The organism is Aquimarina rubra (assembly GCF_042684305.1).
Lineage (GTDB): Bacteria > Bacteroidota > Bacteroidia > Flavobacteriales > Flavobacteriaceae > Aquimarina > Aquimarina rubra.
Genome location: NZ_JBHULE010000002.1, coordinates 46,258 through 67,724, shown reverse-complemented (window position 1 = coordinate 67,724; position 21,467 = coordinate 46,258). Strand labels below are relative to the sequence as shown.

Sequence of the window (21,467 nt, the reverse complement as noted above, 5' to 3'; positions counted from 1 at the left end):
AGACAAGTTTTAATATTTGGTCGAGTTGAGCTATTGGTGAAATATATGTGGTATAAGATATTTATAATGAAGTGATTTCATTTTGATATTCATTTATTACCTGATATTAGTCATATAATTTATTGTTTTATTGTTTTTATATTTATTGCTTGAACCAATCGATTTTAATTATGGATAACATTTACTTTCTAATGATAATCGCGCTCGGCGTTTTGGCAATCGCCGACTTAGTAGTTGGAGTTAGTAATGATGCGGTTAACTTTTTGAATTCTGCAATTGGTTCTAAAGCCATTTCATTTAGGTCTATGATGATCGTAGCAAGTTTGGGTATTGCGATTGGTGCAGTTTTTTCTAGTGGTCTTATGGAAGTTGCCCGAAAAGGAATCTTTGTCCCTGGTGAATTTTACTTCAGCGAAATCATGATCATTTTTATGGCGGTAATGATTACAGATATTCTATTGTTAGATTTTTTCAACACCCTTGGGATGCCAACATCTACCACGGTATCAATCGTTTTTGAATTACTGGGAGCTGCCGTAGCCATGGCCATAATAAAGATTGGAGCTGAGAGTGGTTCTGTTTCAGATCTTTACAACTATATCAACACAGCAAAGGCAACGGAAATTATCTTGGGTATTTTGTTGTCAGTAGTGGTCGCCTTTTCTGTGGGCGCCTTAGTACAATATGTTTCGCGAGCTTTGCTTTCCTTTGATTTTGAAAGAAAATCCAAATGGGTCGGAGCAATTTTTGGTGGAATTGCCTTGGCGGCAATTACCTATTTTATTTTTATCAAAGGCTTGAAAGGGACCGATTACTACAATGAGATTAAGCCGTTAATAGAAGGAAAAACAACCTTAATTATGGTTGTAAGTTTTGTCATTTGGACCTTACTATCCTATATCGTTGTCAAATTTCTCAATAAGAACATTTACAAACTTATTATTGTTGTAGGCACATTTGCGCTGGCATTGGCATTTGCCGGTAATGATCTGGTAAACTTTATAGGGGTCCCGATCGCCGCCTGGCAGTCGTATGAAGCCTGGTTAGCTTCTGGTGTACCTGCGAGCGAATTTCCTATGGATGTTTTAGGAAAAAAAGTACCTACCCCAACATTATTTCTATTGTTTGCAGGTTTGATTATGGTATTGACACTCTGGTTTTCAAGTAAGGCAAGAAAGGTAGTCAAGACTTCGATTGACCTTTCAAGCCAAGCAGAGACCCATGAACGTTTCCAACCTAACTTTTTATCCCGAAATTTAGTACGTCTTTCAATTCTTGTTTCCAAATATACGGCCACTGTTATTCCCAAGTCGATTCGGGAAAAAATTGAAAAACGATTTGAGAAACCCGTTATTGAGTTACAGAAAGGAAAGACACTAGAACTCCCCGCATTTGATATGGTACGTGCGGCGGTAAATTTAATGGTTGCCAGTGTCTTAATTTCTATTGCTACTTCAATGAAACTTCCTTTGTCAACCACCTATGTTACTTTTATGGTGGCTATGGGTACTTCTCTTGCAGATAGGGCTTGGGGAAGTGAAAGTGCTGTTTATCGAGTTGCCGGTGTATTGAATGTGATCGGAGGCTGGTTTTTTACGGCTATTAGTGCTTTTATTGCAGCTGGTACCGTTGCGTACTTAATATATCTTGGTGGGGGAACAATGATTGCAATATTGTTGCTTTTGGCAGTTTTTCTTTTGGTTCGTAATTATATCAACCATAACAAAAAAACTCGAGCCGTAAAAGCCGAAGATAGCTTGAGTAAGGCTGAAAGCAATTCTATTCAGGGTGTTATAGAAGAAAGTGCAGATAATATCTCTAAGGCCTTAAAAAGGGTGAGTAAGATAAACAATAGTACTATTCATGGATTAATCAATCAAGACTTGGATGACCTTAAAAAGGCGAAGTTAATGGTGGTGAAGCTAGAGTCCGAAATAGAAGAACTGCAAAACGATATTTTCTATTTTATCAAAGACATGGATGATTCCTATTTAGGAGCCAGTAAATTCTATATAGATGTAATTGGAAGTATACAGGACGTAGCTCAATCATCTGGTCTAATCGCAAGTGTCAGTCACAAGCATGTTAATAATAACCACAAAGCTTTAAAGAAAAAACAGGCCGAGGAACTTATGGACATCAACGAGAGACTTGCTCATCTTTTTGATCAAATCAGAGTAGTATTTGATACTAGAACGTTTGATAAGATTTTCCCCCCAATAATGGAAGAAAAACAAACATTACTTGAAAGTGTTCAAGAATCCATACAAAGACAAGTCGAACGCACACGAACTGAAGAATCTAGTCCTAAGAATACAACTCTTTATTTTAGTATTCTATTGGAGACCAAGGATCTGATTATGGCCAATATGAATATTTTGAATTTATATTATGAAGAACATAATCGAGAAAAAACACTTTAGGGTCTATTTCCCATTTTCCAATAAAGAGTCTTTTTCTCCGTAGAGCAGTTCTGCGACCGAAATCAAGTTTTTAATGATTTCATTTAGATTGTCCTTATCATTGACAAGAGAAGAAGCCATCTCGGCTGTAACTAAATTTTTCCTTATGAGTGTATTGATAGATTTATTAGTTAGATGTTTTCCCTCTTTTGCCTCGTTTCTGAGTGACAAAAGTTTGGCGTAATACTCCTCTTTATTTTCATGAGTCCTGAATAAATAGATAACACGTAGGACCTTTACGATTTTTTTTCGAAACTTATCGTACTCCTTAACCAAATGAACATTTTCTGAGTCTAGGTATCGGGATACATTAATACCCATTTCTAAAACAGCCTTTATAATCTCTACCATCTTACGATTGGCAACTATAATTTCAGAAATTCTATCATTTTGATTTTCACCCATTTTCAAGGTACTCTGTGCTGTAGTGGCGTATTTGATTATTTCGCCATAGATAGTTTTTACCTTGCTGTAGTACAAATCTCGGACATCTGTTTGTAAATCTTTTTTGGAATTTTTAACGATTTCTTTTGGTCTTAAATCTGATTTTATGTGCGTTCTATGAATATTCAATGCGTGTGCGACAATCTCAAAAACTGCATTCTCAAACAAATACTTCGATTCTTTTATAAGCGCCGAAATAACTGTGGCTGGAAACCTCAGAATGCTTTCGTTCAGGTATTTGGGCACCTCTATTCCTTTGTCGTCTTTTTCCTTATAAATCCTGATTAAGAATCTTTCTGTCATTTTAATAAGCGGTAGCATAATGATTACACCCAAAACATTGAAAATGGTATGAAATATTGCCAATTTTAGAGTAAAATCGTCACTCGAAATACCTACCGTATTGGACAGATAATTAACTAAGTTTGCAAGTGGAAATATGATAGCTAAGGCAACTATTCCAGTAATCAAATTGAAAATTAAATGTGCTCCTGCCAGTCTTTTTCCCGCAATATTCGAACTTATAGAGCCTAGAACTGCAGTAATAGTGGTTCCAATATTTGCACCTATGGCTAGAGCTAGAGCATTCTCATATTCAATTTGTCCGGCTGCCAAAGCAGTTAAAATCAAAGCTAATGTTGCACTGCTCGATTGAAGAATCGTAGTGATGATGATACCGATTCCGGTATAAACGATTATCCCCAGGAATCCTGGAATCGCATATTCGGTAAGATCGATATACTCCTTAAATACATCAAAACCTTCTTTCATGTAATGGATTCCTAAGAAGAAAAATCCCAATCCGGCCAAAATATTTCCAATCCCCTTTAACGAAACTCTTTTTTGTAATGAAAAAACAATCCCGAATACGAGCATGGGCATTGCCAAAGACGATATTTTTATTTTCAAACCAAAACCAGCCACGAGCCAGGCGGTGGCTGTAGTTCCAATGTTTGCCCCAAAAATTAGCCCCATTCCACCACTAAGGCTTATCAATCCTGCACTTATAAAAGAAATCGCAACCACCGATACTAATGAACTTGATTGTATAAAGGCAGTGACTAGAGCTCCGGCGGTAATACCTTTATATAGTTTATCAGTTGCTTTTTTTAAGATTTTTCGGAGAGGACCTTTGGAGAAAACTTTAAACCCTTCCTCCAGCATAATCATGCCAAAAAGTAAAATGGCAACACCAGCGGTAACTGTTTTAAAATTTGGATTAAAAAATAAAGCAACGGCAAGGGCAATTAATAAAAAATAAAAAAATGACTTTTTTATCATAAGATGTCCACGTGTAATGTTTATGCAAGGTTCATTCTATAAAATATTTATTAATTTAAGGTAAACATAATATAACTTAATTACAACTTCCTTTGTTAATTTCTAGGAATAGAAAATACAAACTAGCAACCAGATTTGAATATTGTTTTCAGTATAAAGAATACGAATATTTTGAATTTCATCATTAGATTCAAGGTGATTTTATTCTGGATCATAATGATTTCGGCAAGTCAAGAAATTGAACTTTGAGAATAGTTTTTCAAGAATATATCACAAAATGAAGATAAGGAATCTTGAATCTTGGCAAATTTTAGATTGATATGAGTAGGTTCATCTTCTCGCGATGATTCCGGATTTTCTAAAGGTATAAATCGATGAAATAAATATGAATTTACACGTCTAATATAATTCCTGTTAAAATTCACAAAATCACTATGGTTTAGTTCATTATCATTTTTTTCAAAATGGTTACAAAAGAATAATTATAATCTAAATCCTTTTAAGAATATAAAATGTAAGATTTTTAGGAATAAGGAAACAAAAAAACAATAAAATGTACACTGGATATGATAGTTCGTATTTCTAATTTTCCCTAATGACTCTTCTTAATTATATTTAACATATGATTTGGATAAGGTATACAAATAGCAGGTATCTTTACTGTGTTAAAATTCGGAAAGCTCCAATTTAATCTTGTTTCCCTAAATTCAATATTCTTTTTCTGCTCTCTTTTTTTCTCAGCAATGATGCAAAAGAACATTTTTAAGTTAAACATAGGAATAGTAACTAATAAAGAGAAAAATAATGAAAGAAGGAACAGTAAAATTTTTCAATACTGCCAAAGGATTTGGCTTTATAAAGCTTAAGGATTCCGATGAGGATGTCTTTGTACACCAAAGCGGTGTGATTGATGAAATTAGTGAGAACGATAACGTAAAATTCAAGATGGAAAGAGGTCCAAAGGGAATGAATGCGGTAAATGTTGAGTTGGTCAAATAGTAGATCTTGTATCTTCAAAAATATCGAAAAGCCATCTGTTAAAGATGGCTTTTTATGTCTTATATCCTACGGTAATGCTTAAACGTATATGGTACCAATAAAATTCCTTACAAAAAATAAAATATGACAAGACGAATAAAACTACTCTTAGTATTACTGATTTCATTTGGTATTTCTACTTCTCAAGAAATGAATGAAATATCAAAAATAGAGGGAGTTTATCAAGGGCAAGTTGAGGACGGTTATTCATTTTGTTATAAAACAGGATCCGGATTAGAAAAAACATGGGTTTTTAATGAGGTTCTGTCTGTTATACTTGAAAGACATTTATTACATCCCGATAAAGAGATCGGTGATAACTTTATCATCTCGTTTATTAAACATACCGTGATTGATAAAGAAATGACATACGAAGTATCAACCATATTACGCTTACAAAAGCTTGTACCTGGGCAACATCTTAGAAAATGATGTAAAAATTGGCTTTCTAATAATGAACAGATGTTTTGTTAGCATATAAACACATACAAATATGAGTACAAAACTATTCATAAAATACATGGTCAGTTTACGATGTAAACTCTTGGTTAAGGATGAGTTGAAAAAACTTGGTTTGCATTATGTCGTATTAGAATTAGGCGTTATTGAGATACTGGAAGATATAACTAAAGACCAGCGCAGACAACTGAAGAAAAATCTAAGCAAATCCGGTTTAGAATTGATGGAAAATAAAAAGAGTATTCTAATTGAGAAAATTAGAAATGTTATCATCGAAATGATTCATTACACAGATGAATTGCCCAAAGTCAATTATTCAGATTACATAAGTAAAAAGGTCGGTTATAATTACACGTATCTAGCCAATATTTTTTCTGAAGTAAAAGGAATTACGATTCAACAATTTATTATCATACATAAAATTGAAAGAGTTAAAGAGTTACTTATTTATGATGAATTAAGCCTTACTGAAATATCCTATAGATTACACTACAGTAGCGTGGCACATTTATCTAACCAATTCAAAAAAATCACCGGTTTGACTCCTACGTTCTATAAGAAACTGAAAGAAAAACGAAAACGAAACCTAGAGGATCTATAATTGTCTGAATACTTTAGTAACTAGATTCTTAATACATAGACCGTTTTGAATTACTACCATTTTCTTAGGAAACTTTAAAAGTGTGATATATGTAATGTAGGCTTGAACGAGTGTAACACATTAAGACACTAATTAATCGATTTTTGTACACATAGTAAAACTACCCATAACAGCTTGGATATTAATACTATTAAAACATAAAATCATGTCAAAAGGAAACGAAGGTAAACCGAAATCAGGTAAAAAAGCTCCTGAAAAAAACTTAAAAGAGAAAAGAGCTGCAAAAGCGGCAAAAAGAAAGGAAAAAAGAAGTCAGGAATAAACTTCAATTGTAAGTCACAGGTATCGCATTCTAGTTGAGCATTAATCTTCTATTATAATCTCCATGAAAAATCATGAATTAGAAAAATCAACTAACCATAGATTGGCCGACACGATAGATTATATGCCTGGCTCTGTGGTTATGAAAGCAATTCTGAAGAAAAGAACAGGAATTGTAGCCATATCATCATTTGATAGAGGAGAAGCACTGCCTTCCAAAACATCTCCTTTTGACAATCTTATTCAAATTATAGACGGAGAAGCTGAGATTGTTATTAATGAAGAATCAAATATCATTGAAACTGGTCAGGCAATCATTATTCCTGCTCACGCAAGTAATATTATAAGGGCTAATAAACGTTTTAAAATGTTATCTACAGTAATTATGAGCGGTTATGAGAATATAAGTATTTAAGAGTTAATATAATTGGTATGGTAGGACAAGAAGGTAAATTCAAACCAGGTGATACTGTTTATGACAAAGCAAATCCTGAAGTAAAATTGATTGTACGGTTGTATTATCGACGAATATATTATTGCAAATTAGCCGAAGATCCAGAGAAGAAAGAAGTAGTGTTTTTTGAACGAGAGCTTTTGAGTTGATTTTGATTTTTAGAATGATATAATTAATAGTAACATAAAAGAATAGATGTAATGGCTAAAACAAATATTACAAGAAGTTGGAGAGAGCAAAAGGTAATGCTCAAACGTAGATTTAAGTTTCTGTCGGACAAAGATTTTGACTTTGCAGATGAACAAAAAGAAATCATGCTTAATGGTCTTGCCATTAAACTTAAGAAATCCAGGGCAGAACTAGATTTACTTTTTGCAGAGCTTCAAACTTATTGAATTCAATTGATGAAGAGAACTGTGCCCTATAGATTTTTACCACAATAAAAACTCACGTTTTTAAATAATCATAAAAGGTAACTTTTAACCATGATATTCATAAGAGTTGGTGATGCTTAAGATGTTTCTATAACACCATATGGAGCATATTCTTTATTCTTTTCTACTGCCCAACTAATAGTACCGTAGTCAAAATGCCAATACTCTTTGTGGTCACATACAAAATCTTCATCTTCGAAAAGTTTCATCAATAGTTTTCGATTTTTCTTTGCTTCTTCACTAATGTCAGGATGTTTGGGATAACACTTTTCATTTAAGTGAATATAGAGTCTGTCGTTGGTCCCAAAATCCAGCACACATTTCTTTCTCAAATCGTAAATCAAAGCATCAACTGCTCCTCCGGTGGAATGTGTAGATTGTTTTTTGGAATCGATAAAATTTGATACGATCTTGTCTATTTCATCTTTGGATTTTTTGGGATATTTCTTTTTCAAGGAACTTACTTTCTGATCCCATAGTTTTTGCTGATGTTCAAATGATCTCCAAGCTGATCTAATAATTAATTTTTTACCTTGACTATCCAGAAGCTTACTGATTCGACCAATTTTTTTATGGACTTCTTTTCTAACTAAAAAACGATAGTTTTCCTGAAGAGATTTTTCAAAAACTATATTAAAACCCGAATTCTGAAGGCTTATCAGTGGCGAGTGATCTTCGTTTATAGGCATCATAGCTGCTTTTTTCTTATGTAACCTATCTTTTTCTTCTACTATCTCGCAATATTCTGCAGCATTCATAGGAATGATGATATTTTTAAAAATATAAGGTGAATTCATAGCGGTAACCATTGCTCCATATTTTAACGTAAATGCTATATCGCTACCTATTTTTAGTTTTTCTTTTTTTGCATTAATTATAATGTGATCACTTTTAGCTTCCAGGATTTCAATATCTAATTTTGGAGTTAATCCAGCCACCATTACATCTCGTATGCCCATTGCTAATACAATTTGTTTTAGCACACTTTGGTTTTTAAGTTTTGATTTATTATCAAAAGTATTCAGACTGATCTTGTCATTTAGCGCAGACGATTTGTTTTTTAATTCTATAACTTCGGTCACCAACATAAAAGCGTCTTGATAAAGTTTTGGAATAGGTTTCCCTGTCAAAGGTTCATATCCCAGAAATACAGATTCCCCTAATCTCAAATTATTTATCCTACCAACATTATTTGTAGTACTGAACCAATTATAATTGGCTGAGTTTCCTCCTGAAATTATGGATAGTTTAATTTGAAATTTTTTCTCGATACTAATAGCAATAGAAGATAGTGTATGCATCTTTTCTGCTGTGGATTGAACTCCCGAAAAACAAGCAAGGTTTGTACCTATTCCTATCAGTTTAATACCTTTAAGGGTCAGTACTTTTTTGATGGTGTTTTCCAATTGTGACGGAACTATCCCTTCGTGCAAATCTCGCAATTCTACCATAATGATGATTTTATGGATTTTATGATGTAGGATAGCAAATTCTGAAAGTTTCTTTATAATGGATAATTCCGAATTTAAGCTTATATCAGTATTTAACACTATAGATTCTGCTTGACTTATCATGGGTGAACCGATCAGTAAAAATGTTGCTTTTACTTCAGCTTCACGCATTTTTTTGATATTTGCTATTCTTGAGTCAGCAAGAATTTTGATTCCATTCTCTGTCAAAATCTTAGCAATATGAGGATATGCATATATTCCTTTAGTAACCACTATAATATCGATGCCTTTTGACAGAAAAAGAGAGCTTAACGTTTTAGTATTATGAGCAATTTTGTGGAGGTTAATATCTATTCTTGGGGTTGGCATAATAGTAGGTTAATACAGATTAATTCAGTAGATATCTTGCAAAGTTTTTCTATCTGCTTATAAAATTCATTTTCACAATAGACTAATGCTGATGTTTTCGTGATTTTAGGGATTCAACATAAAAGAAATTGAGCTCGAAAAGACGTTATTTTTATACCAGTGCTCTTGCAGATAAACCCAATTCCCAACGATCAGGGTCATTTTGAAAACCACAGTAATAGATTCCATCAATATAGCGTCTTATGATTAGTGAAATGTTTGGGTTTATTTTAGTAAATACCGTGTCACCTACTTCATATTTTAGAATCCTTTTTTTGTTTAGTTTCATAATTAAATATTTAAAGAGGGTTGTAATTTTTGTTTCTTTTCTCCCCAGAGATTTATTTTATGTGTGAACGGTCTCTGAGGATAAAAAGAATCAGCAAGAAAAAATGACGATGTTAAAGAATCTGTTCGAATGGCTTTAAGAGTTAGATTAATTGTGTATCGTCATTTATTTAAAATTGGTCTTATCGGTTTGATTTGTCTGTTATTCTAATATTTTCTCACCAATAAAAAGTTATTTCTGAAGGTTTTGTTCAATCGTACTTAAGAAAGGCAGAATTTTTAATTTCTGCCTTTTTATTACCTGAAATGTTTTGTCGTATTTATCAAATACTACGCATTCATTATCATTTTGGTAATCCTAAATGGTCCATGTCTAAAATAATAGCGTCTAAGCATAAAACTTAATTATAAACTCTCTTACAAAGATCATTACAAATAGAGGATATATCGTTATAGAAAAGAAATGGAATGTTATATAAATCATAGGTTTTAGGTTTTTGAAAACAGCTATGCTAAATATTCAGGTATTAATAAGAAGCTACAAAGAGTTTCGATAAACCTCAAAATATCTTTTTGTTGTAAAGTATTACTACGTAAGAAGGATCACCAGTTGAGTTGCAAAAAAGCAAAGAATATTCTATCAAAGTACAAAAGATACTATTTGAGAATTAGAATTGTAGTTATCTATTATTTCCCGATACAATATGTAATAAACCCTTGTAAATAAAGGGGTAGGGGAGTTCGAGGTGAAATGGAGGTGCTAGCTTTTGTTTGCTTTTGGTGAGGTTTTGTTAGAGTTTTACCTAAGTTTTCGCTTTGAATTACTTCTGGTTGTCGGTGTCTCATTAAAAATCAAACCTTTTTCTTTTGCTAATTCTTGAACTTTCTTTTTCCATCGATCTCTGAGAACAGGCCATGCAAGTTTCACACTTGAGTCTTCTGTAAAGACAATCCGATTGCTTTCTTCTTTTTTATTACTCGCTCTATTGAAATTTCCTAATGACGTTAGGTCTCTTTCAAGACGTTCTATTGGCTTTCCAGTACTTATGTCAAAAATGTTTTTATCTTTTTTGGAAGCAAACACTTCATTTCGGTATTGTAGTCTATCGTAGAATTCAACCAAGGGATATATTTCACTTAATAAATAAAGGTCATAGAAATCTTTTTGAACACCTCTATTAGAGGCTGCCAATAATTTTAAAGCTCCTATATCAATGTCATTTATTAAGCGGATATCATCGATAGATTCAATTTTCTCAGTAAGCTTCAGGTTCTGAATAATGTCAACCTTTGTTTTTATATCAGGGTGATTTACAAAAACCTGTAACCATGCGAATTGTTCATTCCCGAAATTCATAGGGATGGTCTGTATAGTTTCGGTTTCAAATTCTCTCTTGAAAAAATTGATGATTTGATTTAGTTTCTCTGTACCTACTATATCAGTTGAAAAGAGATCTATATCAATGGATAATCTATGATTGTATTTTATGGCTAGATTCGTTCCTCCTCCCAAATGAAAATCATCGAATTCTTCATTTGACATTAATTTTTTGATTAAATCATAAAGTTTTTCGCTTACCCCTTTTTTAAGCATATTGAGAGAAATCTATATATTTTTTGAAGTCAAAAGGGTTAAGGTGGTATCGTTTTGCTAAATGTTCTATAATTTCGTTTCCGAATATTTCATTACTGTTGATAGCAAAGCTTTTTATTTCGTCAATAGGATAGATAGCTTCAAGATTATCTAGGTATTCGTTATTATCCATAAATCTACCTAAAACACGAGGGATAATAAAGTCTTTATCTCTATTTAGAGAAAGCATATCCATATTAACATCCCAAAACATAACAGCAGGGAATAGTTGGGATAGACTTCTACTACCTAACCTCTTTTTACTTGATATGTTCTTTACTACTCGTTTCATTACTATTACAAAGATACTTAATATTTTTTTATCGAATTATACTGCAAGGTTTGTGCCTGAATTTATGAAATGTTGAAGTTTAGAAAAATAATAATGATATGAAAAATATACGATACTAAATTACTTGGATTATGTTTTCTATAAGTTAAAGAGGATCATTAATATAATTTTTCTTCTAATTGATCTCTCCAAAGAATAAACCCTTTCTTATCGTTTGAATAATCGTGAATTATTCGACTAAAATTAGTGGGTTGACTTTGGAGATAAAGCTGTCTCCCATCATTTTTAATTATATTTAGTTCTCTATCTATACGTTTAAGGTCCTCTTTTAACATAGTAATGTCTTTTTCAATATGCCAAACATAGGTTGCTTCTTCTGTGTTTAAAGTTTCTAAAACAAGATGAAATTGATTTTCTCCAGATAATAAAAGAACAAACGCAAATGGATTTAAAACGTATCTAAGTTTTAACACGGTATCCATATGGTTAGTTGCCAGATATTGTAATTGCCTGAAGTGTTTTACATTTTTGTTTTTGAGAATATCTTCTAATAACTCTCTTGTTGACTGATATAAACCATCCGTATCTTTTTGGTTTTCATCTAAATCTAACTTTGTCATTGCAGATGATTTGTTTCCGAAAAAAGTTTTTTCGACAAAAGTAAATCTAACAGTTTCTATAATCTCTCTGTTTATATTTTCTAAATCATTAGAAGATGCGAGTTGAGAAACCAAAATATTATTTTCAATTTCAGCTTGAATATCAATTTCTACATTTTTAGATCCCAATATTTTGGAAAAATAAGGTTTCAAAACATCAAATTCAGGACGTATATAGTCATTCTCAATTTCAAACTCTAATTCATTAGAAAAAGAACTGTCTTTATATATGAAAGCAATTGTACCATATCGAAAATCAAGTTGATCGATGGATATTTTTATCCGTTTGTTTATAATTGTATTGCTTTTGGATACTGTAGCAGATTCTAAAATATCATCAAATAGGGTAGCTTGTTTGTCTAGGTTTCTATAATATGTATTTCTTTTTAGGAATAATCTTTCAAGGTATTCAATCTGATGATCTCTATAATCATAAATAATTGGTGTAATTTCAGATCGTTGAACTCTTCCTATAAATTGAATCAGTTTGCCTTTAAATGAAAAAGGGTATACTAAAAAGAGGCAAGTTACATTTTGAAGATCGGTACCTTCCCCAAAAAATTGCCCAGTAGTAATTAAAACTTGATAATTACCCTCTTTCAGAATCCCCCACTTTATATTTCTATCGTTTTCAGAATCATCTCCACTTAATGTTATGACTTCACAAGTTTGCTTCAAAAACTGATGTAGTATAATAATATGTTCTTTCCTTTCGGTAATAACAACTATTTTTCTTCCATTATTTACTTCTTTAATTATATCTGTAAGAATATGTTTGTTCCTGTTTGAATCGTGAACTAATATTTTGGATAAGGTTTCGAAATGATCGGTTTTCGAGTTAAAGGGAATATTTAAATTAGTATTACGAATAACAACTCTTGCTTTCTTAAAAGTTTCAATATCCTGTGGTTTAATTTCAGCTATAAGTTCTCCCAAATGTGCAAAAATTAGTTTTCCGTCATTATATTTTCTAAAAGGCGTTGCAGTAAGTCCATATTGATAGTATGTAGAGAGTTTTGATAAAGTGGTACTATATGTTTCCGCTGGAATATGATGACATTCATCTACAATAATAGTTTTGAAAGCCTTTACTGTTTTTATGTCATCAATCTTTTTTGTTAAACTTTGGACCATTGCAATAGTAATCTGTTTACCTATTTTTGTTTTGCCTTGACCTATCTTTCCAATTTCTTTTTTCGGAATCTTCAAAAAACTTTCAATCCGTTCGATCCATTGCTCTAATAATTGTTTTCTATGAACAATAATTAATGCAGGTTGTTTTTTATCTGCAATAATCTTTAATGCAATTACCGTTTTACCATATCCTGGAGGAGCTACAATAACACCAAAATCCTTTTTATGAACTAGAGGCAAGATTTCTTGTTGGTGTTTTAGCAATGTTGTACTAAATACAAAATTCAGATCCTCTACTTTTTTGCGTTTATCTTGAAAATCAAACTCTATTTTTTGTTCTCTACAAAATCGAAGTAATTGTCCAATAGTACCTCTTGGAAGGATAACTTCATTATCTGTTTCTGTTATAAGATTGAAATATTTGTCAATATTCCATATATTTTTATTCATTTTCTTCTTAATGAAGTATTCTGAATTTGGAAGATTATATGTAGATTTTAGAAAATTTATTAATGGTAATGTTAAACTAGTTCTATTAAAATGAACTGACTGATCTAAAACAATAGTTAGTTTATCACTATTAGTCAAAGAAGTTGTCGTAACATTATTTTCATTAATTGAATTATATAGGTTATCTAGCTTATTAGGTTTTATCCTCTTTATCTGTTGTAAAAATTCCCATTGATTATCATATGGCTCCAATGTTTTTGGATTGATAAAGCAACTATTTCCTAGCGCTACATTTGGTTTATATAGAGGTAGTGCAATAAGGTTGCCAAAACCTTTTCCAGAAAGGAAGTCTTGATTAGGAAATAATCTATCAAAGCTTGAAGTTTTATCAAAAATGGAAAATGCACCGCTTTCTTCTAAAAGAGATTTAAAAACTTTTCTACTTTTAATAGCTGGGTAGGGGGATTCAAAAAATATCCATATATGTCCTCCATTTCCAGATCGAGATCGCTCTAAATAAGCAGGAATATTTTGCTTAGCGCATATAGCAATAAAATCTTTACATTCTTTTTCCCAATTGGCTTTATCAAAATCTGCAACAATAAACCAAGATGTGTTATCCTGAAGTAATGGATATATACCTATTAACTGTTCTCCATCGAGATGTTTTAAGATTTGATCATCATTTAATTGCAAATATGACTTTTCAGTAAAGTCTTTAAAATTACCTCCTCTCATTTTATGAGCCTTATATCGATAAGGATCATAGAAATAGGCAGGCATATAACTGTTTTTACTTCCTTTTTCCCATCTTTTTGCAAAAATATCTTCGCGCCCTTTAAATATAGACCGAAACAAATTAATTTGTTCTTTGGTGGTTAGACTGATATCCATTTTCTTCTGAAAGTAATTGTTCAATAAAAATACACATTGCTATAAAATTTAATGGTATTATGAGGTCAATTAAAAGAAAGAAAAGACCTACTAAAGGCAACTACAAATGAAAAATAACGCTAGTTTTTAGCAAAACGTCTAACAAAGGAAACTAAAAGCATACTAAAGGAAAGAAAATCTATTTGCCAATACAGAAATTAGCAAAGATATTACCCAATAAATCATCAGAAGTAATCTCACCCGTGATCTCACCAAAGTGATAAAGTGCTTGTCTGATATCAATAGCCATCAAATCTCCGGATATTCCTTGATCAATACCGTACTGTACTTTCTGGATTTCTTCTAGAGCCTTTAACAATGCATCATAATGTCGGGAATTGGTAACAATAGTTTCATTATTTCTGAGAGCTCCGGTATTAACAAATTCTAAAAGTTTGTTCTGTAATTCTTCTACACCTATGTTTTGTTTAGCAGACAGTAGATGAATATTCTCAATTTCAGAAGTTAGCACTTCAATTTGAGATTCTTCTAACTTATCTACCTTATTAGCTACAATAATTAGAGGCTTTCTAGGATATTTATTTCTAATTTGATTTATCTCCACAATTATTTCTCTCCCTTTCGGAGAGATGTCGGAGGCAGAGGGGGATTCAGTTAATTCTGAACTATCAACCAAATAAATAACCACTTGGGCTTGATCAATCTTTTCAAAAGTCTTTTTAATTCCAATACTTTCTACCACATCTTTAGTATCTCTTATTCCAGCGGTATCGATAAACCGGAATCCGATCCCTCCGATATTTATTTCATCTTCAATCGTATCTCTGGTGGTTCCTGCGATGTCCGAAACAATGGCGCGTTCTTCGTTTAGTAATGCATTTAGCAAAGTAGACTTACCAACATTAGGTTCTCCAACAATCGCTACTGGAATACCATTTTTAATAACATTTCCGACAGCAAACGAATCGATCAATCGTTTTAAAACTTTGGTAATCCTAGATATTAAATCCTGAAATTGGGTTCTATTGGCAAATTCTACATCTTCTTCAGCAAAATCTAGTTCTAATTCTATAAGCGATGCAAAATTGAGAAGCTCGTCACGTAGTTTTTTGATTTCATTACTAAATCCACCTCGCATTTGTTGCATGGCAATTTGATGAGAAGCTTCAGAATCTGAGGCAATTAAATCAGCAACAGCTTCCGCTTGCGATAAATCCAGTTTTCCATTGATAAAAGCTCTCAGTGTAAATTCTCCGGCATCTGCCATTCTACATCCTTTTCGAAGTAATAATTGAATGATTTCTTGTTGGATATAACTCGATCCGTGGCACGATATTTCTACGGTTGGTTCGCCGGTGTAGGAGTTACTTCCTTTAAAAAGCGAAACCAAAACTTCGTCTAACACCCGCTCACCATCCACAATATGACCTAAATGTATGGTATGGGTTTTTTGTTTGGTAAGATCTTTTCCTTTGATAGAACGAAACAAAGGGGCACAGATGCTTATAGCATCCTTTCCAGAAACTCTAATCACTGCAATAGCACCGGCTCCTGCAGGAGTGGCTAAAGCAACTATGGTGTCTTGTGAAATCATACTTTTAGTAATGAAACCACAAAAATAGACATAATATAAGTTTTGATTTTCAATTTAGACTTCAAACTTTTTTTGTAGACTATGTTTTCTTCCTTACTTTTATCCTTGGGGGTAAAATAACAAAAGAATAAAAGAAAAATCGATAGAGATAATTTGGTAGTAACTGAATTACCTTTTGATGGAATATCTGTTGAAGGAGTAACTAACCTTGAACGGTGGATTTAGTAACTAAATTTAATTTCTATATACTAAAACTTTTATTCTTATGAATTTTCACAGCACAAACTCAATTAATAACAGTAGGCTGCTTCTGTTGTTAAAACACAAAATGACAGCAGTAGTCTTTACAGTATTTATGCTTTTCCCATTAATAAATTATGCACAAACGCAGGATTTGAAGAGACATAAAACTTCTTATGATCTAACGTTAAAGTCGGATGAAATATCAAATAAAAATGGAACAACTGTAATTACTGAAGAAGTTTCAGAAACGGGTGCTACTTGGTTACGTCTATTTTTTAAAGATGTTGACTTAGGAAAAAATAGTACGCTTACAATTACTTCGAAGTTAGACGGAGCTACACAAACCCTAAATGCACAGACTATTAAAGAGTGGGGCAATTCTAGTGCTTATTTTAATGGTAATGCGGTAACAGTTTCTTTATCAATAGCATCCAATGATAGATCCGTTGGAGTTAATATTTCTGAATTAAGTGTTGGAGAACTAGATCCTTCTATTAAATCCCAATGTGGATCTGCTGATGATAGGATAGATTCTAATGATGATGCCATCGGAAGAATGGTTCCTATTGGATGTACAGGATGGATTATCACCAATGGTAAACTGGTAACAGCAGGACACTGCGTTGGTAGCAGTGCACAGGTAATCGAATTTAATGTTCCAAAATCTAATCCTGATAGAACGATCGTTCATCCTGGTCCAGAGGATCAGTATCCTATCGGAAATTTTGTTTCACCATATCCCGGTAGTCCAAGTCAGGCGAACGATTGGGGTGTTTTTGAGGCAAGCGCAAACTCACAAACAGGTTTAACGCCAATTCAGGCGCAAGGTAAATCATTTAATGTAGTGCAAGATGAACCGGGAAGCACTATTAGAATTACAGGATTTGGAACAGACACCGGTATTGATAATCAGACTCAGCAAACACATACCGGACCGCTTAGTTCTTCGACAAATACTTTTGTTAGATACAGAACAGACACTACGGGAGGAAATTCCGGGAGTCCTATTATTGATGAAGCAACGGGTAATGCAGTTGGAGTACACGCCTATGGAGGTTGTTCAGGATCCGGAGGATCTAACTCAGGAGAAAGAGCCACAATTCCTGCTTTCTGGGAGGCAATGGGATTAGGAACGCCACCACCGCCGCCAGTAGAAGAATGTTCGGGTGATTTATCTTCTTTTCCTTATAGCGAAAGTTTTGAGGGATCAATCGGAGCCTGGTCACAGTCGTCCAGTGATGATATCAATTGGACAGTGAATTCCGGAGGAACACCTTCTAACAACACAGGACCAAGTGGAGCAGCAGCTGGTAATTCATATATCTATGTAGAAGCTTCAGGTAATGGTACAGGATATCCTAATAAAAGAGCTATTTTAAATTCTCCTTGTATTGATTTTAGCGGAATTTCAACTCCGACTTTAGGTTTTCAGTATCACATGTTAGGAAGTAATATTAATTCACTTTCTGTGGAAGCCAGAACAAATAATTCAGGAAATTGGGTGAGCGTATTTAGTCGATCCGGAGCACAAGGTAGCAACTGGAATACGGCTTCTGTAGATCTTTCTGCATATGCAGGAGAGGGAAGTGTTCAACTACGATTAAATGTTGTTACCGGAGAAGGTTCTCAAGGATGGCAAAGTGATATTGCTATTGATGATCTAAGTATAACAAACGGAGGTACGCCACCGCCTCCAACCTGTGATACCATCAATTTCAATGATTTTGGAATCACTGGTTTCTCTAATCAAGATGCGGCAGGAAACTTCTCTATTGGTAATGGAGGAGCTTCTTTATCAATGACTAATAATACATGGAAGTATATTGCTTTAAATTATACCGTGACTGCTAATACAGTAATCGAATTCGATTTTAGTAGTTCATCTCAGGGAGAAATTCACGGTGTAGGTTTTGAGAATGATAATTCATTAACAGCAAATAGATATTTCAAGGTGCACGGTACTCAGAATTATGGAGTTACTAATTTTGATAATTACTCAGGAGGAACAACTACCTATATTATTCCGGTAGGGAACTTTTACACCGGAGCAATGGATCGATTGGTCTTTATCAATGATAATGATGCAGGATCTGGTAATAATTCTACTTTCTCTAATGTAAAAATATATGAAGGAGCTTGCGGACAATCGGCAACAGCAGAAAGTTTAATTGCTAGTTTAGAATCTGCAGAAGCAATATTAGGAGATGAGCCAGAAGGTATTTTTGCTGATGTTAAAATAGCACCAAATCCTGCTCGTAATAACTTTGCTATATATATAAATTCTTATGTTAAAAATGCAAATGCTACTGTATTCTCTATTTTAGGTCAAAAACAAGCGGTGTTGGAGTTAAAACCCGGAGCGAATACAATCTCTGCAAAGAATTTGTCACTTGGACAAGGTATTTATCTAATCAGAATAGAAAGCGGTGGTGAATCCACTACGCGAAAACTAATCATCAACTAACCAATAAATAAACAATAGAATTTAAATTTAGTTAGTAGATGGAACATCCCGATTTTGTCGGGATGTTTTTTTTGTTTTTAGCGTTCCATACTGTAACAATTTAGATGTCTTCGCGTCATATATATAAAGACTGCTAATTTTATTAGCAATTTTAAACAATCATCAATCAAAAATCAAGAAATCATGAGACAAGACAGATCATTACTCGTTATTACCCATTTATCACAGTTACTGGATTTGGTAACCGGATTTGGAGGATTTATAGTTCCATTAATATTATGGTTAACACAAAGAGAGCAGGTGTTGGCGATGGATAATCACGGAAAATCAATTATGAATTTTCAGATTAGTATGTTTATCTATGCGATAGTTTGTATACCATTAATATTACTATTCGGATTAGGAATTTTAGGGTTGATTGTAATAGGTATCTTATGTTTAGTGTTTCCTATAATTAATGCAATCAAGGCCAGTAATGGTGAAGAGCCATCTTATCCGTTATCCATGGAGATTATAAAATAAACGAAAAAAAAGGAGCGATTGTTGATCGCTCCTTTTTGTATATATAAGTTGAATTTTATTCTAGTGTTGGTTTAGTCTAAAGTCAGGATACGCATCCATTCCGTGTTCGTGACCATCAAGACCATCAATCTCTTCTTTTTCAGAAACTCTGATTCCAATAGTTTTCTTCAATGTAAAAATTATGATGAATGAAGTCAACACGCAGAATCCACCAGCTGCTAATACACCAACTCCTTGCACTAAGAACTGATCAAAACCGGCTTTAGCTCCAAAAATACCTACCGCTAACGTTCCCCAGATACCACAGATTAAGTGTACTGCAATCGCACCAACAGGATCGTCAAGTTTTAATTTATCTATTAATGCTACACCAAATACAATGATCGCTCCAGCAATTGCTCCGATTAACACAGCATCTGTTGGAGTCATTTGATCAGCACCAGCAGTGATACCTACTAATCCTCCTAGAATACCATTTAAGAACATCGTTAAGTCGTAATTTTTATACATCAATGTAGATACTAAAAAGGCAACAACTCCACCAGCTGCAGCAGCAAGCGATGTAGTTACTAATGTAAGAGAAGTACCAGCAGCATCTGCAGAAAGTACAGAACCACCATTAAATCCAAACCATCCTAACCAAAGGATTAATACACCCGCAGCCGCTAATGGTATGTTATGACCTGGGATCGCCTGTGGCTTACCTTCAGAACTGAATTTACCAATTCTAGATCCTAATAACCATACAGCTACTAACGCAGCCCATCCTCCTACCGAGTGAACTAAAGTAGAACCTGCAAAGTCATAAAATCCTTCTGCTTCACCGATTTGGAATGATGATAAGAATCCACCTCCCCATTGCCAAGAACCTACAATTGGATAAACAACACCTACATAGATAATTGTAAAAATCATAAATGATCCAAGCTTAATACGTTCTGCAACAGCTCCAGATACGATAGTAGCAGCTGTAGCAGCAAACATTCCTTGGAATAAGAAATCTGTCCAATAGGTATATCCTTCGTTATAGGTTAAATCTAAAGCTCCTTCCACTACAGGAGAGCTTAATCCAAAACCTGCAAAGCCTATGAATCCGGCAGCGTCTTCTGCAAATCCAGGATACATTAAATTAAATCCTACTAGGCAGTATAGTAACAAACCTATACAGATGATAAAGACGTTTTTGAAAAGAATATTGATTGTGTTTTTTTGACGAGTTAATCCAATTTCTAAAAAAGAGAAACCTAAGTGCATGAAAAATACAAGTGCAGTACACACCATCATCCATACATTATTTATAGTTAACATTTCCATTATATAATTGACTATTAAAAGTTATTTTTTGTTTTCAGTTGGTAATTTGTGTTCGTGTGGTTAGGATAGTGTAGAACTTCCTTTTTCTGAAGTACGAATTCTGTAAGCTTCCTTAATATCGGATACAAAAACTTTTCCGTCTCCAACTTCACCAGTTTTTCCGGCTTCAAGAATTGCAGATACAGCTGCCTCTTCAAATTCGTCATTTACAACGATCGATAAAAAACGTCTTTGAATGTCGGTTGTGCTATAAGAGATTCCACGATATACGTGCCCTTGTTTTTCGTTACCTACACCAGTAACATCCCAGTAAGTAAAGAATGTGATGCCTTTTTCGTGTAAAGCTTCTTTTACCACACGATATTTCGATCTTCTGATGATTGCTTCTATTTTCTTCATAAAGACTAAAAAGTTAAAATTAATGTTAAATCTGTATCAAAAATATGTGAATTACTTTTTAGCCTCCAAATTTTGAAGGGTAATCGTTGTATTTTTATCATTTTAAAATATTTACCCCCTAAAAAATTAGGGGTGTATATTTTTTTACAGAATAAATGAGGATTTCGCAGTAGTGTGTTTACGGTTTTTTACGAAAACGTTTTCAGAGATAAAATTTAAGTTCAGAAT

At 33.3% G+C, this 21,467-nt stretch carries 18 protein-coding genes; 9 read left to right on the top strand and 9 right to left on the bottom strand.

Features of this window, described 5'->3' with window-relative positions; translation table 11 throughout:
- Positions 1-170 precede the first annotated feature (170 nt).
- A complete protein-coding gene (locus ACFSR1_RS00985) occupies positions 171-2,423 on the top strand; it encodes an inorganic phosphate transporter (protein WP_378288744.1) in 2,253 nt (750 codons plus the stop codon).
- Between the two features lie 3 nt (positions 2,424-2,426).
- Here the strand turns inward: ACFSR1_RS00985 and ACFSR1_RS00980 are convergent, their stop codons facing one another.
- Positions 2,427-4,187: a Na/Pi cotransporter family protein gene (locus ACFSR1_RS00980; protein ID WP_378288742.1), complete on the bottom strand. Its 1,761-nt coding sequence runs from the start codon at positions 4,185-4,187 to the stop codon at positions 2,427-2,429.
- Between the two features lie 804 nt (positions 4,188-4,991).
- Between ACFSR1_RS00980 and ACFSR1_RS00975 the strand changes: the two genes are divergently transcribed.
- From ACFSR1_RS00975 to ACFSR1_RS00950, 6 genes are all read left to right on the top strand, one after another.
- Positions 4,992-5,186: a cold-shock protein gene (locus ACFSR1_RS00975; RefSeq protein WP_378288740.1), complete on the top strand. Its 195-nt coding sequence runs from the start codon at positions 4,992-4,994 to the stop codon at positions 5,184-5,186.
- A gap of 123 nt (positions 5,187-5,309) precedes the next feature.
- A complete protein-coding gene (locus tag ACFSR1_RS00970) occupies positions 5,310-5,657 on the top strand; it encodes a hypothetical protein (RefSeq protein ID WP_378288738.1) in 348 nt (115 codons plus the stop codon).
- Between the two features lie 61 nt (positions 5,658-5,718).
- A complete protein-coding gene (locus ACFSR1_RS00965) occupies positions 5,719-6,285 on the top strand; it encodes a helix-turn-helix domain-containing protein (RefSeq protein ID WP_378172481.1) in 567 nt (188 codons plus the stop codon).
- Positions 6,286-6,670: 385 nt separating this feature from the next.
- Positions 6,671-7,021: a cupin domain-containing protein gene (locus ACFSR1_RS00960; protein WP_378288736.1), complete on the top strand. Its 351-nt coding sequence runs from the start codon at positions 6,671-6,673 to the stop codon at positions 7,019-7,021.
- A 17-nt stretch (positions 7,022-7,038) separates the two neighbouring features.
- A complete protein-coding gene (locus ACFSR1_RS00955; RefSeq protein WP_378288734.1) occupies positions 7,039-7,209 on the top strand; it encodes a hypothetical protein in 171 nt (56 codons plus the stop codon).
- 51 nt (positions 7,210-7,260) lie between these two features.
- Entirely contained in the window at positions 7,261-7,455 is a 195-nt protein-coding gene (locus ACFSR1_RS00950) for a hypothetical protein (protein ID WP_378288732.1), read from the top strand.
- Between the two features lie 116 nt (positions 7,456-7,571).
- Here ACFSR1_RS00950 and ACFSR1_RS00945 read toward each other — a convergent pair whose 3' ends face one another.
- The 6 genes from ACFSR1_RS00945 to mnmE all read right to left on the bottom strand — a co-directional run bounded on the left by ACFSR1_RS00945 (position 7,572) and on the right by mnmE (position 16,297).
- Positions 7,572-9,314 (bottom strand): alanine racemase, encoded by a 1,743-nt coding sequence (locus tag ACFSR1_RS00945; protein WP_378288730.1) that lies wholly within the window; start codon positions 9,312-9,314, stop codon positions 7,572-7,574.
- Between the two features lie 151 nt (positions 9,315-9,465).
- Complete coding sequence (locus tag ACFSR1_RS00940) at positions 9,466-9,642, bottom strand: hypothetical protein (protein WP_378288729.1); 177 nt, start codon at positions 9,640-9,642, stop codon at positions 9,466-9,468.
- A 798-nt stretch (positions 9,643-10,440) separates the two neighbouring features.
- The gene (locus ACFSR1_RS00935; RefSeq protein WP_378288727.1) at positions 10,441-11,184 is read right to left on the bottom strand and encodes a nucleotidyl transferase AbiEii/AbiGii toxin family protein; all 744 of its coding nucleotides are present in this window, start codon (positions 11,182-11,184) and stop codon (positions 10,441-10,443) included.
- A 43-nt stretch (positions 11,185-11,227) separates the two neighbouring features.
- The gene (locus ACFSR1_RS00930) at positions 11,228-11,566 is read right to left on the bottom strand and encodes a DUF6922 domain-containing protein (protein ID WP_378288725.1); all 339 of its coding nucleotides are present in this window, start codon (positions 11,564-11,566) and stop codon (positions 11,228-11,230) included.
- Between the two features lie 158 nt (positions 11,567-11,724).
- Positions 11,725-14,703: a TOTE conflict system archaeo-eukaryotic primase domain-containing protein gene (locus ACFSR1_RS00925; protein ID WP_378288723.1), complete on the bottom strand. Its 2,979-nt coding sequence runs from the start codon at positions 14,701-14,703 to the stop codon at positions 11,725-11,727.
- Between the two features lie 178 nt (positions 14,704-14,881).
- Entirely contained in the window at positions 14,882-16,297 is a 1,416-nt protein-coding gene (mnmE, locus tag ACFSR1_RS00920) for a tRNA uridine-5-carboxymethylaminomethyl(34) synthesis GTPase MnmE (RefSeq protein ID WP_378288721.1), read from the bottom strand.
- Positions 16,298-16,625: 328 nt separating this feature from the next.
- Here mnmE and ACFSR1_RS00915 point away from each other — a divergent pair, with 328 nt between their 5' ends.
- Complete coding sequence (locus ACFSR1_RS00915) at positions 16,626-19,004, top strand: T9SS type A sorting domain-containing protein (protein WP_378288719.1); 2,379 nt, start codon at positions 16,626-16,628, stop codon at positions 19,002-19,004.
- Between the two features lie 183 nt (positions 19,005-19,187).
- Positions 19,188-19,526, top strand: a complete 339-nt coding sequence (locus tag ACFSR1_RS00910; RefSeq protein ID WP_378288717.1) for a DUF4870 domain-containing protein — start codon at positions 19,188-19,190, stop codon at positions 19,524-19,526.
- A 60-nt stretch (positions 19,527-19,586) separates the two neighbouring features.
- Here the strand turns inward: ACFSR1_RS00910 and ACFSR1_RS00905 are convergent, their stop codons facing one another.
- Positions 19,587-20,840 (bottom strand): ammonium transporter, encoded by a 1,254-nt coding sequence (locus tag ACFSR1_RS00905; RefSeq protein WP_378172503.1) that lies wholly within the window; start codon positions 20,838-20,840, stop codon positions 19,587-19,589.
- 60 nt (positions 20,841-20,900) lie between these two features.
- Complete coding sequence (locus ACFSR1_RS00900) at positions 20,901-21,239, bottom strand: P-II family nitrogen regulator (RefSeq protein WP_378288715.1); 339 nt, start codon at positions 21,237-21,239, stop codon at positions 20,901-20,903.
- Positions 21,240-21,467: the final 228 nt, after the last annotated feature.

Coding starts and splice junctions, on each gene's coding strand:
- ACFSR1_RS00965 (WP_378172481.1), top strand. CDS start 5,719: ATGAGTACAAAACTATTCATAAAATACATGGTCAGTTTACGATGTAAA.
- mnmE (WP_378288721.1), bottom strand. CDS start 16,297: ATGATTTCACAAGACACCATAGTTGCTTTAGCCACTCCTGCAGGAGCC.
- ACFSR1_RS00970 (WP_378288738.1), top strand. CDS start 5,310: ATGACAAGACGAATAAAACTACTCTTAGTATTACTGATTTCATTTGGT.
- ACFSR1_RS00910 (WP_378288717.1), top strand. CDS start 19,188: ATGAGACAAGACAGATCATTACTCGTTATTACCCATTTATCACAGTTA.
- ACFSR1_RS00940 (WP_378288729.1), bottom strand. CDS start 9,642: ATGAAACTAAACAAAAAAAGGATTCTAAAATATGAAGTAGGTGACACG.
- ACFSR1_RS00960 (WP_378288736.1), top strand. CDS start 6,671: ATGAAAAATCATGAATTAGAAAAATCAACTAACCATAGATTGGCCGAC.
- ACFSR1_RS00955 (WP_378288734.1), top strand. CDS start 7,039: ATGGTAGGACAAGAAGGTAAATTCAAACCAGGTGATACTGTTTATGAC.
- ACFSR1_RS00900 (WP_378288715.1), bottom strand. CDS start 21,239: ATGAAGAAAATAGAAGCAATCATCAGAAGATCGAAATATCGTGTGGTA.
- ACFSR1_RS00915 (WP_378288719.1), top strand. CDS start 16,626: ATGACAGCAGTAGTCTTTACAGTATTTATGCTTTTCCCATTAATAAAT.
- ACFSR1_RS00980 (WP_378288742.1), bottom strand. CDS start 4,187: ATGATAAAAAAGTCATTTTTTTATTTTTTATTAATTGCCCTTGCCGTT.
- ACFSR1_RS00945 (WP_378288730.1), bottom strand. CDS start 9,314: ATGCCAACCCCAAGAATAGATATTAACCTCCACAAAATTGCTCATAAT.
- ACFSR1_RS00950 (WP_378288732.1), top strand. CDS start 7,261: ATGGCTAAAACAAATATTACAAGAAGTTGGAGAGAGCAAAAGGTAATG.
- ACFSR1_RS00985 (WP_378288744.1), top strand. CDS start 171: ATGGATAACATTTACTTTCTAATGATAATCGCGCTCGGCGTTTTGGCA.
- ACFSR1_RS00935 (WP_378288727.1), bottom strand. CDS start 11,184: ATGTCAAATGAAGAATTCGATGATTTTCATTTGGGAGGAGGAACGAAT.
- ACFSR1_RS00930 (WP_378288725.1), bottom strand. CDS start 11,566: ATGAAACGAGTAGTAAAGAACATATCAAGTAAAAAGAGGTTAGGTAGT.
- ACFSR1_RS00905 (WP_378172503.1), bottom strand. CDS start 20,840: ATGGAAATGTTAACTATAAATAATGTATGGATGATGGTGTGTACTGCA.
- ACFSR1_RS00925 (WP_378288723.1), bottom strand. CDS start 14,703: ATGGATATCAGTCTAACCACCAAAGAACAAATTAATTTGTTTCGGTCT.
- ACFSR1_RS00975 (WP_378288740.1), top strand. CDS start 4,992: ATGAAAGAAGGAACAGTAAAATTTTTCAATACTGCCAAAGGATTTGGC.